Here is a 13,723-nt window from a genome sequence, read left to right on the forward strand (position 1 = left end):
GCGCCACCGGCTCTTTAAGCCCAAACGGATTGCGTTCAAGGATGACCTTGAACTGCTCCTTGTTGTCCGCGCCCGAAGCCGCAACGCCGAGCATGAGCGCGAGAGCCACGCTGGTGCCGGGGCAGCGAAGGTTGCGGGCGAGTGTCATGGGGCGAATGTAGCCGACGGTGGAAAGAACACCACTCAAAAGTCCGGGTTGCGCCGGCGCGGGAGCCGTGGATTTGCTTGGCTTGCGCAATCGCGGTGTGGCTAGATGCGTGCATGAACCGATTCCTCTCCGCGCTGGTGCTGTCAGCCGTTGCCGCCGCGACTTCCAACGCGGCCCCGCTCAAGGCGCTGATCATTGACGGACAGAACAATCACGACTGGAAAAACACCACGCCCGTCATCCGGCGCATTTTGGAGACGACCGGTCGGTTCACGGTCGAGGTCGCGACGAGCCCGGCGAAGGGAGGCGAGATGGCGGGCTTCAAGCCGCGGTTCGCGGGGAACGACGTGCTTGTGTCCAATTACAACGGCGAGCCGTGGAGCGAGGAGACCCAAAAGGCGTTCGTCGAATACGTCCGCGGCGGAGGCGGATTTGTGACCGTGCACGCGGCGAACAACTCCTTCCCCGATTGGCCCGAATACAACGCGATGATCGGCGTCGGCGGCTGGGGCGGGCGCACCGAGAAGAGCGGTCCTTACATCCGGCTGCGCGACGGCAAGTTCGTGAACGACACCACGGCCGGTCGCGGCGGAAGCCACGGCAAGCAGCATGACTTCCTGGTCGAGGTGCGCGACTCCACGCATCCGATCACCGCCGGACTGCCGACCAAGTGGATGCACGTGAAGGATGAACTTTACGACCGCCTCCGCGGTCCCGCGGCAAACGTAACGGTGCTCGCGACCGCGTTCGCCGACCCCGCGCAAGGCGGCTCCGGCGAGCACGAGCCGATGCTCATGGTCATCCCGTTCGGCAAGGGCCGCGTGTTCCACACCACGCTCGGCCACGGCGTGGACGCGCTCAAGTGCGTCGGCGCCGCGAGCACGCTCGCGCGAGGCGCGGAGTGGGCGGCGACGGGCAAGGTCACGCTGAAGCCGCTCGAGAATTTCCCGACCGCCGAGAAAACGAGCAAGCTCGACTGATCCATGAACAACCGCGCTACTGGCTTCGCCGCGCTGCTCGCCTTCTCGCTGGGCGCGGCCACGGGCGCCGAGCCTTCGCCGCTCGTCGCGCAGGCGCGCGCTTCGCTGGAGAAGGCCACGGCATACCTGCGCACCATCTCGACGGAGGGCGGCTACTTGTGGCGCTACTCGCCAGACCTCACCGAACGCGCCGGGGAGGTGAAAGCCACGGCGACGCAGGTGTGGATTCAGCCGCCCGGCACGCCCGCGGTCGGCGCGGCCTTTCTCGAAGCCTTCGCCGCGACGAAAGACGCCCGCCATCTCGACGCCGCGCGCGCCGCTGCCGTCGCCCTTGCGACGGGGCAGCTCGAATCCGGCGGATGGGATTATCTCATCGAGTTCGATTCTGAAAAGTCGCGCGCGTGGTTCCGGCGCACCGACGCCGGCAAGCTTCAGCCCGCCGAAGCCGCCGCGAGGAAGAACATCTCGACCTACGACGACGACAATTCGCAGAGCGCGGTGCGATTCCTGCTCGACTACTGCGACGTCGCGAAATCATCGGCCGACCCGCGTGATGGCGGCGTCCGCGCCGCGCTCGACTACGGATTGAAGAAGCTCATGGAGGCGCAGTATCCGAACGGAGCGTGGCCGCAGCGGTTCGACGGCAAGCCGCGGAACGCCGCCGATTATCCGATCTTGAAGGCCACCCTGCCGAAGGAGTATCCGCGCGAATACACGCGCGAGAACTACTTCCGCCATTACACGCTCAACGACAACACGCAGCGTGACTGCGTCCGCACCGCGCTCGACGCCTTCCACCGCACCGGGCGGCGGGAATTCCTCGAGGCGGCGAAGCGAGGCGGTGATTTCCTGATCCTCGCGCAACTGCCCGAGCCGCAGCCCGTGTGGGCGCAGCAATACAACGCGAGGATGGAGCCCGCATGGGCGCGCGCGTTCGAGCCGCCCGCGGCGTGCGGCAACGAGAGCATCGGCGCGATGCGCACGCTCGTGGAAATCTTCCTCGAGACCGGCGACGCAAAGTATCTCGCCCCCATTCCGGCGGCGCTCGAGTGGTTCAAGCGCTCGGAAATCGCGCCGAATGTGTGGGCCCGCTACTACGAATTGCACACCAACAAGCAGCTCTTCGGCGACCGCGATGGGAAGATCTATTACCGCATCGAGGACATCAGCGCCGAGCGCCGGGGTGGCTACAGTTGGCGCGGCGAATACGGCGTGAACAGCTTCCGCAACTACTTTGAGAACGTGCAGCGCGTCGGCCGCGAGGAATGGAACGCGCGCCGCGCGCCCAAGCCGCGCACACCGCGCCGCGCGGCCGAGCACGCTCAATCCCTCGAACCGCGCGTGAAGTCCATCCTCGCCGCGCAGGACGCGCAGGGCCGGTGGATCACCCGGCGGCGCGGGACGCGCGCCGAGTTCACGAGCACGGACTTGATCGAGACCAGCGCGTTCATCGCGAACATGGCCGTGCTCAGCGAGTTCATCGAGGCGTCGCAGTGAGTCTGGTCAACACGTCCGCGCGGCGGTTCGGCGAGCTTGAATCCCCGCGCGGGTGAGCGTAACCATTCATCAGTAGCTGTGAGACCAACCTGCACCGAGAGCACCGGCACGCGACCGCCGATTCAGAGCAGGCTCGCGGATTCCGCCCGCTGTGACGGCGTTTCGCGCCGGGACTTTCTCCACCTCGGCGTGCTCAGTTCGTTCGGGCTGAGCTTGCCGGACTTGTTCCGACTTCAAGCCGCGCAGCATTCGCCGAAGCCGCAGGTGCGCTCGACATCGTGCATCCTCATCTGGCTCGATGGCGGGCCGAGTCATCTCGAGATGTTCGATCTCAAGCCCGACGCGCCGGTCGAGGTCCGCGGAGAATTCAAGCCCATCGGCACGAGCGTGCCGGGCGTGCGCATCTGCGAGCATCTGCCGCGCACGGCAATGTTGATGCACGAGGTCGCGCTGATCCGATCGCTGACGCACGAGCTTGGCAACCACGACACCGGCAGTCACTACCTGCTCACCGGCCATCGGCCAACGCCCGTGGTCGAGTATCCGAGCCTCGGCAGCATCGTCGCCCGCGAGACGGGCTTTGGCGCGGCGCTGCCGCCGTTCGTTGCGATTCCCGAGCCGGTGGCGGCATTGCGCGCGGGTTATTTGCCGGCGTCGTTCGGGCCGTTCGCGGTCGGCGGCGACCCGTCGAAGCCCGACTTCCGCGTGCGCGATCTCGAACCGCCCGCTGGCGTGAGCTTCGATCGCGTCGAACATCGCCGCGCGATGCAGCAGGCGCTCGACGGCTTCTCGCGCCACGTCGAGGAAGGCGCCGCGACAAGGAGCCGCGACACGTTTTACGAGCAGGCGTTTCGATTGCTCACGTCGCCGCAGGCGAAGGCGGCGTTCGACTTGAACGCGGAAAAACCCGGCGCGCGCGAACGTTACGGGCGGTCGCGACTTGGCACGGGCTGTCTGCTTGCGCGGCGGCTTGTCGAGTCGGGCGCGAGGTTCGTGTCCGTGGTGGACACGGGCTGGGACATGCACCAGCAGATTTTCAAGGCGATGCCCGACGCGCTTTTCCCCGGCAGCGGCAAGCTGCCCGCGCTCGACCGCGCTTACTCGTCGCTTCTCGCTGATTTGCGCGAGCGCGGACTGCTTGACTCCACGCTCGTGGTGCTGATGGGTGAATTCGGCCGCACGCCGAAGCTCAACTCGCTCGGCGGCCGCGATCATTGGCCGCGCGCGGGCTTCGTGTGCCTCGCGGGCGGCGGCGTCAAGGGCGGGCAGGTCATCGGCGCCACGGACGCATACGGTGAAGTGCCAGCAGAACGGCCGGTGCGACCGGAGGACCTCGCGTTCACGATCCTGAAACTGCTGGGCGTGGACCCGGCGAAGGAATACCAGACGAGCGCGGGACGGCCGCTGAGAATCCTGGGCGAGGGAAGTTTCGTCTCGGAACTCGTGTGAGAGCGACAAGACGCAGCGGGATGCGCGGCTCGAGACCGGACGGCGCGAGATTTCAGCGGGTGGCGAATCCGTTCGGCGCGCGTTTCATCACCACAATCCTCCTTCTTGGCTGTGCAATCACATCGCAGTCGTTCGCTGCGCCGGGAACTCCGGTCACCGCGCTCGCGTTCTCGCCGGATGGAGAAAGCGTCGTCGCATCAGCACACAAGTCCATCGTGGTGCGCGCGGTGAAGGACGGGAAAGTGCATCGCTCGATCGGCTGCGAGTTTCCGAGAGTGTCGTCGCTTGCGTTCGACCGCGACGGTTCGTTGCTCGCCGTGGCGGGCGGGACTCCCGGCGAGCGCGGTTCGATGACTCTGCTGGACTGGAAGAGTTCGAAGGTGCTTGCGCGACTCGATGGCTTCGATGACCTCGTGACGAGCGTCGCGTTCTCGCCGGACAACGCGCGGGTGGCAGTCGCGAGCGCGGACCATTCTGCGAAAGTCGCTCGGCTCGAAGGCCGGTCGCTCAAGGCCGGCTTCGCGCTCGCGGGTCACTCCGGACCGGTGCTTGGCGTGGCGTTCAGCACGGACGGGACGATGATCGTGACGGCGAGCGGGGACCGCACGGTGCGCGTGTGGGATGGGCGCGATGGGAAGTTGCTGCGGACGTTCAGCCATCACACGGCGACGGTTCACGCAGTGGCGTTCCGTCCGCCCGCGCCCGCCGGCGCGGCTGGAGTCGCGGCGTTCTGCGCGACGGCGAGCGATGACAAAACGGTGCGCGTCTGGCAGCCGGACATCGGGCGCATGGTGCGCATCATCCGCGGTCACGAAGGTCCGGTGCACTCGCTCGCGTGGAGCCCCGACGGCGCGAGGTTGTTCACCGCGGGCAGCGACGGGATGGTTCGCGCCTTCGACGGCGGGAGCGACCAACGCTTGCAAGAGTGGCGCGCGAGCGACGATTGGATTTACTCCGTGGCAGTGCACGCGAAGGCCGACACGATGGCCACGGGCGACTGGAGCGGCAGCGTGCGGCTGTGGTCAATCTTGGAGGGCGCGGCGAAACGCGTGTGGTGAAGGGCTGAATTAAGCCTTGAACCGAACCGCGCCCGTGCGGTTCAGTTTCCACACCCATTTGACCGGGGCATCGACCGCACGCGGAGCCCGGGATTCGAGGATGAGCGACGAAGTCCAATTCACGTGTGCCTGCGGCGTTTGCTCGGGGCACATTTCCTTTCCGCCGGATTACGCCGGGACGGCCGTGACGTGCCCGCATTGCAGCGAGGCGACGATGTTGCCGACACTCGACCAACTGGCGCCCGCCGAGGCGCTGCAACCGGCCGAACCCGAACCCGCCCCCGAGCCGGAGCCTCCAGCGCAGCCGCGCCGCGCCGAGGCCAGGCCCGTTCCCCGCGCGCAAGCTCGAGCCGCGGCTTCCGCCTACAAGGCTGCCGCCGCGCGTGCGAAACTGGAACCCGCGAAGGGGCCGGCGAAGCAACCACCTCCGAAGAAACCGGCCGGGCAACGGCCGCTGCCCGTTCTGGACGATCCGTTGCAGGATGAACTCACGCGGATGGCAAACACCGTGCGTTGTTCCGAGTGCGGCGCAAAGATCGAGAAGGGTTCGAGGGTCTGTCCGAAGTGCGGCGCGGTGCTCTCAACGGCCGTGAAGTTTGTGCGCCGGTTCGGCGGCCTCGTGATGCTCGGGCTGGCCGCGTGGCTTCTCGTGACGTGGCCTTACCAGTGGCCCGCGTTCCTCGCCAAGCACGCGTTGCGCCCCCCCGAGGTGCGCATCCAGGCGGAAGTGCTCAAGTTCGGGATCCAAAACGAGGCCGACAACAACCTGCGATTTGTTCGCGGCGTGGTGACGAACCACGCGCCCGTCCAGTTGTTCGACGTGAAGCTGGAGTTCACACTCGTGGACCGCAACAACGGGACGCTGAGCACGATCGCGATGGACCAGATCAAAGTGCTTGAGCCACGCAAGACTTGGAACTTCAAGGCGCTCGTGCTCGATCCTGACGCCGTGTCGGTGAAGACCAACCAGATCACGTGGATCCGGTGAACCGGCGGCGCGGGGCGGGGCGGGCGTCCGATGGAAACAACGGGGCGGTGCCCGCGGACTTTGTTTCAACGTCGAATTCTGCTAGGATCAGCCTATGAAAGACACGGCACCGGTCCCGGTCACAGTGCTCACAGGCTTCCTCGGCGCGGGGAAGACGACGCTGCTCAATCACATTCTCACCCAGCCGCACGGTCGCAAGTGCGCGGTCATCATCAATGAGTTCGGAGCCGTTTCGATCGACCACCAGCTCGTGGTGAACGCAGACGAGGAGATCGTGGAGTTGAACAACGGCTGCCTGTGCTGCCGCATGCGCGGCGATTTGGTGAAGAGCATCGCCGGACTTTTCCAAAGGCAAAAGCGGTTCGATTACATCCTCGTCGAGACGACCGGGCTGGCGGACCCAAGTCCGATCGCGCATACGTTTTTCCTTCCCGAGCTCGCGGGCAAGCTGCGGCTCGACGCGATCGTGACGGTGGCGGACGCGAAGCATCTCGAAAAGGAACTCGCCGACGCGCCGGAGGCGTCGGCGCAGATTGCGTTTGCCGACGTGGTGCTGCTGAACAAGACGGATCTGGTATCCGCCACGGACCTGGATCGCGTCGAGTCGCGCATCCGCCGGATGAACCGGCTTGCCCGGTTGCACCGCACGCGGGACTCGCGCGTGGAACTCGAAAAGATCCTCGGCATCCAGGCGCGCGAACTGGCGGCGCCGATCGAAGTCGAGGAGGCGGAACACCGGCACGATCACCACGGGCACACGTCGGAATGCGCCCCAGACTGCGATCACGACCACGGCCCTGGCGGACATCACCACGAGCCCGGTGGGCATGAACACGCGCACGACGATAAGGTGACGTCATTCCTCATCGCCGAGGAACGCGCATTGGACTTGAAGCGGACGGAAAAGTGGCTCTCGGAACTGCTCGTGGGCAAGGGCGGCGACCTTTACCGCTCGAAAGGCATCCTGCACATCAAGGGACAGCCCAAGCGCGTCGTCTTCCAGGGCGTGCAGATGATGTTCGATGCGAAGCCGGAGCGATTCTGGAATCCCGACGAGAAGCGAAAGAGCCAGGTCGTGTTCATCGGGAAGGAACTCGACGAGGCGGCGATCCGGGCGGGATTCGCCGGCTGTCTGGCGGAGTGAGGCGGCCCCAACCACTGTCACCTCACCCGATGCCCCTCTACGAATACGAACTGTGCGACGGCACGTGCGCGGCGTGCGGCGGGCGCTTCACGCTGCGACGCCCGCTGGATGCCGCGCCGTTGGAGAAGTGCCCGGCCTGCCGCAAGCCCGTTCGGAAAATCATCTCCAGCTTCAACACGCCGAAGATCATCAAGCCCGCGTCCATCTCGGACGCCAAGAAGGCGGGGTTCACCGTGCTCAAGCGCACGGGCAAGGGGGAATACGAGAAGCAGTAGCGAATCATCAGGCTGGCCAGCCGCGGGCCGTTCGTGGTTTTTCCGTATTGGTGGCGAGGCGCGGGGTGGTAACCTGCAAGCGATTCAGGTGGGCATCGCGAGGTTTGACTTTGACGCGGTCATCACTACGATGAGGCAGAGTTTCCAATCGAACCCGTCCACGCAAGAACCGACGTGCCAGTCAAAGACGACAATCTGATCGAAATCCTGTCGGACATGGGCGTCGTCACGGACGAGCAATTGTCCGAGGCGCGAGCCGGGGAGGCCGAGGCTGCGGAGCGGGGTGAGGGAGTGGTCGACCTGCTGGTGTCGAAGAAATACCTCGCCCCGATCGACATCACCCGCGCGCGCGCGATCCAGTTCGGCGCGGAATTCATCGACCTGGACGACGTGCGGCTCGACGACGAGGTGATCACCGCCGTCCCGCGCAACATCGCCAAGAAATACAACGTGGTGCCCGTGTTCGCCGACGCGAACAGCATCACCGTGGCGTTGAGCGACCCTTCGGACCTGGACAAGATCGACACGCTCCAGCACCTGCTGAAGAAGGAGCAGTTCGACTATCGCGTCGCGCCGGAGGACCAGATCGAGTCGGCGATCAACCGCTACTACGGCGCGGGCGACGATCAAGTGGCGGAGATGCTCACGCATTTCACGCAGGGCGACATTGATCTCGGCAACATCGGCACCGGGGAGAATTCGTTCTCCAGCGAGGACGAAGTGGATTCCGACGCGCCCCTGATCAAGCTTGTCAACACGATCATCATCGAGGCGTTCAAGATGCGGGCATCGGACATTCACATCGAGCCCATGGAGAAGCGGTTGCGCATCCGATACCGGATCGATGGCTGCTTGCAGGAAGTTCAGTCCCCGCCCAAGCGGCTTCAAAACGCGATCGTCAGCCGGCTCAAGATTCAATCCGGCATGTCGATCGCCGAGAAGCGCATCCCGCAGGACGGACGCATCCAGCTCACGGTCACCAACAAGCCGCTGGACTTCCGCGTCAACTGCCTTCCGTGCAGCCACGGCGAAAGCATCGTCATGCGTATTCTCGACAAGACCGGCATCCGGCTGGGATTGTCGGAACTGGGCTTCCTCACGGATGACCAGCAGACCTTCGAGCGGCTCATCGGGTTGCCGGACGGCATCCTCCTCGTCACCGGCCCCACGGGCTCGGGCAAGACGACCACACTTTACTCCTGCCTCAATTACATCAACCGGCCCGACCGCAAGATCATCACCGTTGAAGACCCCGTCGAGTATCAGCTCGCGGGCATCAACCAGGTGCAAGTCAGCGAGACCATCGGGCTGACGTTTGCGACAGCGCTGCGCGCCATGCTGCGGCAGGCGCCCAACGTCGTCATGCTGGGTGAGATTCGCGACCTTGAGACGGCTTCCATCGCGATCAACGCCTCGCTGACGGGCCACCTGGTCTTCTCGACGCTTCACACGAACGACGCGCCCAGCGCCGTGACCCGTCTCATTGACATCGGCGTGAAGCCCTTCCTCGTGGCGTCCTCAGCGCGTTCGATGATGGCGCAGCGCCTCGTTCGCAAGATTTGCAAGAAGTGCATGATGTCCTCCGTCCCCTCCGAGGAGGAACTCAAAGCGCTCGGCATCGACATGACCAAACTGACCGGCGCGAACTTCATGAAGGGGGCCGGATGCAAGGACTGCAACAAGTCCGGCCACCGAGGCCGGTTTGGGATTTTCGAGATCTTCCTCATCGACGACCACGCCCGGAAGTTAATCTATGAACGTGTGCCCGCGTCCGTGCTCCGCGCGCGCGCGTTGGAAATGGGCATGCGCAGTTTGCGCGACGACGGGGCGCGCAAGGTCGTCGCCGGCCTCACCACGGCCGACGAAGTCATCAAGGCCACCACCTCGGATCATTGACCAGCGCAGCGCGAGACTCACACACCATGTCCTACTCGATGTCAGACCTGCTGCAGCTCGTGGTGAGCGAGGGCGCCTCGGACCTTCACATCCGCGTCGGCATCCCGCCCGCCATCCGGACGCACGGCGAGCTCGAGCGCGTGCAGGGGCCGATGCTCACACCCGAGGACACCGAGGAACTGATGAACAGCATCACCGGCGAGGACCACATCCAGGCGGTGCGCACGAAGGGCGGGGCGGACTTCGGTTTTGCGTTTGGCGAACTCGCCCGGTTCCGCGTGAGCGTGTTCAAGGAGCGCGGCAACTTTGCGCTCGTTTTGCGGCAGATTCCGACGCGCCTGCTGACGATCGACCAGATCGGCCTGTCGCGGGACTTGGTGAACACCTTGCTCAACAAGCCGCGCGGGCTGATCCTCGTGACGGGGCCGACTGGCTCGGGCAAGTCCACCACGCTCGCCTCGATGATCAACATCATGAATGAAACGCGCACCGACGCGCACATCATCACCATCGAGGACCCGATCGAATTCTACCACAAGCACAAGAAGGCGGTCATCACGCAGCGCGAGGTGCACATCGACGTGCCGAGCTTCGCCGAGGCCCTCCGGCGCGCGTTGCGGCAGGACCCCGACGTGGTGCTCGTCGGCGAGTTGCGCGACTTGGAGACGATCGAGGCGGCGGTGACCGCGGCCGAGACGGGCCACCTGGTCTTCGGCACGCTGCACACGAATTCCGCGGCGAAGACCATCGACCGCATCGTGAACGCGTTCCCAATGCAGCAACAGGAAACCATCCGCATCCAGCTATCCACTGTGCTCCAGGCCGTCATCGCGCAGATCCTCGTGCCCACCTGCGACAAGCCCGGCCGCGTGGCGGTCCACGACATCATGATCAACACGCCGTCCATCAACGCGCTGATTCGCGACAACAAGACGTTTCGCATCGCCTCCGACCAGCAGACCGGCGCCAAGTATGGCATGATCACCCTCGACCAGAACCTGCTCGACAAATACAAAGCCGGCCGGATTTCGCGCGAGGACTGCATCAACCGGTGCAACGACTCGCAGACCATCCTGCAGAAGCTCCAGGAAATCGACGCCGAGAAGGCGTCCAAACAATAGGCGCCATGTCCGCCAACGTCACCGACCCGCTGCTCGCGCTCATCCGCGACCAGGCGCTGATCGACGACCTTCAAATCGAGGAAGTCATTCAGGAGAACACCCGGTCGGGCAAGAGCATCAGCTCGATTCTCATCGAGCGGCAGATTCTCGACCTCGACGGGCAGCTCCAGATGATGGCCGAACACCTCGCCACCGAGGTGGTCCGAAACGTCCACGAACTGGAGATTGCGCCCGATGTCCTCAAGGCCATGCCGCCCGCGACGGCGCGCATGTATCAGTGCCTTCCGTTGGAAATGACCGGTGACACGCTCAAGGTCGCGTTCGCCGACCCGATGAACCCGTCGCAGATCGACCAGGTCAGCTTCATCGTCCACAAGGAGATCATCCCGGTCGTCGCCGACCCGGCGCAGGTTGTCACGGCACTCACCAAGCACTACGCGGAGCAGGCCGAGAGCTTCGATGAAATCCTGCTGGAACTTGGCGGCGGCGGCGAGGAGCTGGTCAAGGAGGTTGAATCGACCGCAACCTCGGCGCAGCAAACCGAGCAGGCCATCGAGGCGATGGCCAATGAGACACCGATCATCCGGTTTGTGAACCTCGTCCTGTTTCAAGCCGTGCAGGACCGCGCGAGCGACATCCACTTTGAGCCGTTTGAGGACGAGTTCAAGATTCGCTACCGCGTGGACGGCGCGCTGTATGAGATGGCCCCGCCGCCCAAGTATCTTGGCCTGCCGGTCACATCGCGCATCAAGATTCTGGCGAACATGAACATCTCGGAGCGGCGCCTGCCGCAGGACGGGCGCATTTCGATGTCGCTCGGCGGGAAGAAAATCGACCTGCGTGTCTCGACCCTTCCGACCCGGTTCGGAGAATCGGTGGTGCTCCGCGTTTTGGACCGTTCCTCCGTGAACCTGGAACTGGAGAGCATCGGGCTGCCCGATCCCATCTACCGGCCGGTGGTTGAGATAATCAGCCAGCCCAACGGCATTTTCATCGTCACGGGGCCGACCGGTTGCGGGAAGACGACGACGCTTTACTCGTGCCTGAAAAAGGTCAACGTGATCGACACCAAGCTGCTCACATCCGAAGACCCCGTGGAATATGACCTCGAGGGCGTGATGCAGGTGCAGGTGAACGAGGCGCAGGGGCTCACGTTTGCCAAGGCGCTGCGCGCCTTCCTCCGGCAGGACCCGGACATCATCATGCTCGGGGAAATGCGCGACCTGGAAACGGCGCAGATCGCGGTGCAATCCTCGCTCACCGGTCACTTGGTGCTCACGACGCTTCACACGAACGACGCGCCCGGCGCCGTCACCCGCATGGTCGACATGGGCGTGGAACCGTTCCTCATTTCGTCCACGCTGCTCGGCGCCATCGGGCAGCGGCTCGTCCGCAAGATTTGCGCGAAGTGCCGCGCGCCCTTTGAACCGACCGAAAGCCAGCTTTCGCAACTGAACCTGTCCGCCTACGATGTCGGCGACAAGACGTTCTACTACGGGCGCGGCTGCGCCGAGTGCAACGACACCGGTTACAAGGGACGAAAGGGCATCTTCGAGCTGCTCGTCGTCTCCGAGGCCATCCGGACGATGATCAACGACCGCGCGCCCGCCGTCGTCCTGCGGCAGAAGGCGGTTGAGCTTGGAATGAGCACGCTGCGCGAAGACGGATTGCGGTGCATTTTCGACGGCAGCACGACGGTTGAAGAAGTGATCAAATACACCTAACCCAAGCCTCCCATGCCCAGCTACAACTACACCGCCCTTGACCAAAAGGGAAAGGAAACCAAGGGCACCCTCGAAGTCTCCACACAGAGCGAGGCGCTCAGCCGCCTCAAGGAGATGGGCTACTTCCCCACCAAGGTCACCGAGTCCGAGAAGAAGAAGGATGATGAGAAGGACAAGAAACAGGATTCCAAGGCAGCCAAGAAACCCGCGCCAGGGAAGAAGGGCGCGAAGAAGGGGATCGACCTCAACTTCAACATCAAGATTCCCGGTCTTTACGGGAAGGTGAAGTCCAAGACGCTCTGCACGTTCACCCGCCAGCTCGCGACGCTCATCGATGCCGGTTTGCCACTGCTCCGCGGCCTTCTCGTGCTTCAGAAGCAGGAGCGCGATGCGACGCTAAAGGACATCCTCGGACAGCTCGCGACCTCGATCGAGGGCGGCAGCACCTTCTCGGAGGCTCTCGCGCAGCATCCCAAGGCCTTCAACCGCCTGTTCGTGAACATGGTCAAGGCCGGTGAACTTGGCGGCGTGCTCGAAGTCGTCCTCAACCGTCTGGCCGAGTTCCAGGAAAAGGCGCAGAAGATCAAGGGCAAGGTCGTCGCTGCGATGTTCTATCCCGTCGCCGTGCTCGTCGTGGCCGTCGCGATCGTAGGCGTGCTGATGGTGTTCGTCGTGCCGAAGTTCGAGGAAATCTTCAAGGACCTGCTGAACGGCCAGCCCATGCCTGGATTCACCACGCTCGTGCTGAGCATTGCGCACATGATCAGGGACAACATTATGGGCACGCTGGGCATCGTCGCGGGCGTTGTGATCGTCTTCAAGCTGTTCGTCCGCACCAAGATTGGCCGGCGCCTGTTCGACCGCTTCAAGCTAATCATGCCCGTGATGGGACCCGTCATCAGCAAGGTCGCCATCTCCCGCTTCACCCGCACGCTCGGCACCCTCGTGAGTTCTGGCGTGCCCATTCTCCAGGCGCTGAGCATCGTCAAGGAAACCTCCGGCAATGTCTGCGTCGCCAACGCTGTCGCATCCGTCCACGAAAGCGTGAAGGAAGGCGAAACGATCACCGCGCCGCTCGAGGCCTCGCGCATCTTCCCCCCCATGGTCATCAGCATGGTGGACGTCGGCGAACAAACCGGCGCACTGCCTGAAATGCTCATGAAGATTGCCGACAACTTCGACGAAGAAGTCGACAACGCCGTCTCCGCGATGACCTCGTTGCTCGAGCCGATCATGATCGTGTTCCTCGCCGTGATCGTCGGCTCCATCGTCATCGCGATGTTCCTTCCTCTGATCGCGATCATGGACAGCATCGGCGACGATTCTGGCCCGGCGCCTGCGCAGAAGCAGGGCGTGAAGGGCGACTGATCCTAAGGCTCGGGCAAGTGTTCACCGCGACAGCCGCCGGCGATGCCGGCGGCTGTTTCGTTCGCGTCATCATCG

General features: G+C 64.2%; 11 protein-coding genes. All 11 read left to right on the forward strand.

What is annotated here, in order from left to right; genetic code table 11:
* Window positions 1-261: 261 nt before the first annotated feature.
* Complete coding sequence (locus tag FJ386_05225) at window positions 262-1,128, forward strand: ThuA domain-containing protein (GenBank protein ID MBM3876107.1); 867 nt, start codon at window positions 262-264, stop codon at window positions 1,126-1,128.
* A gap of 3 nt (window positions 1,129-1,131) precedes the next feature.
* A complete protein-coding gene (locus FJ386_05230; protein ID MBM3876108.1) occupies window positions 1,132-2,625 on the forward strand; it encodes a hypothetical protein in 1,494 nt (497 codons plus the stop codon).
* Window positions 2,626-2,745: 120 nt separating this feature from the next.
* The gene (locus FJ386_05235) at window positions 2,746-4,074 is read left to right on the forward strand and encodes a DUF1501 domain-containing protein (GenBank protein MBM3876109.1); all 1,329 of its coding nucleotides are present in this window, start codon (window positions 2,746-2,748) and stop codon (window positions 4,072-4,074) included.
* A 20-nt stretch (window positions 4,075-4,094) separates the two neighbouring features.
* Window positions 4,095-5,132, forward strand: a complete 1,038-nt coding sequence (locus FJ386_05240; GenBank protein MBM3876110.1) for a WD40 repeat domain-containing protein — start codon at window positions 4,095-4,097, stop codon at window positions 5,130-5,132.
* 100 nt (window positions 5,133-5,232) lie between these two features.
* Entirely contained in the window at window positions 5,233-6,120 is an 888-nt protein-coding gene (locus tag FJ386_05245) for a zinc ribbon domain-containing protein (protein ID MBM3876111.1), read from the forward strand.
* A gap of 94 nt (window positions 6,121-6,214) precedes the next feature.
* Window positions 6,215-7,264, forward strand: a complete 1,050-nt coding sequence (locus FJ386_05250; GenBank protein MBM3876112.1) for a GTP-binding protein — start codon at window positions 6,215-6,217, stop codon at window positions 7,262-7,264.
* Between the two features lie 29 nt (window positions 7,265-7,293).
* A complete protein-coding gene (locus tag FJ386_05255; GenBank protein MBM3876113.1) occupies window positions 7,294-7,539 on the forward strand; it encodes a zinc ribbon domain-containing protein in 246 nt (81 codons plus the stop codon).
* 174 nt (window positions 7,540-7,713) lie between these two features.
* On the forward strand, window positions 7,714-9,435 hold the full coding sequence (locus tag FJ386_05260; protein ID MBM3876114.1) for a type II/IV secretion system protein: 1,722 nt from the start codon (window positions 7,714-7,716) through the stop codon (window positions 9,433-9,435).
* Window positions 9,436-9,461: 26 nt separating this feature from the next.
* Window positions 9,462-10,556, forward strand: a complete 1,095-nt coding sequence (locus FJ386_05265) for a type IV pilus twitching motility protein PilT (protein ID MBM3876115.1) — start codon at window positions 9,462-9,464, stop codon at window positions 10,554-10,556.
* Window positions 10,557-10,561: 5 nt separating this feature from the next.
* Entirely contained in the window at window positions 10,562-12,280 is a 1,719-nt protein-coding gene (locus FJ386_05270; GenBank protein ID MBM3876116.1) for a type II/IV secretion system protein, read from the forward strand.
* A gap of 12 nt (window positions 12,281-12,292) precedes the next feature.
* Window positions 12,293-13,648 carry a type II secretion system F family protein gene (locus FJ386_05275; GenBank protein ID MBM3876117.1) on the forward strand — a complete coding sequence of 452 codons (1,356 nt, stop codon included), beginning with the start codon at window positions 12,293-12,295 and terminating at the stop codon, window positions 13,646-13,648.
* Window positions 13,649-13,723 lie beyond the last annotated feature (75 nt).

The organism is Verrucomicrobiota bacterium (assembly GCA_016871675.1).
Taxonomy (GTDB): Bacteria; Verrucomicrobiota; Verrucomicrobiia; order Limisphaerales; family VHCN01; genus VHCN01.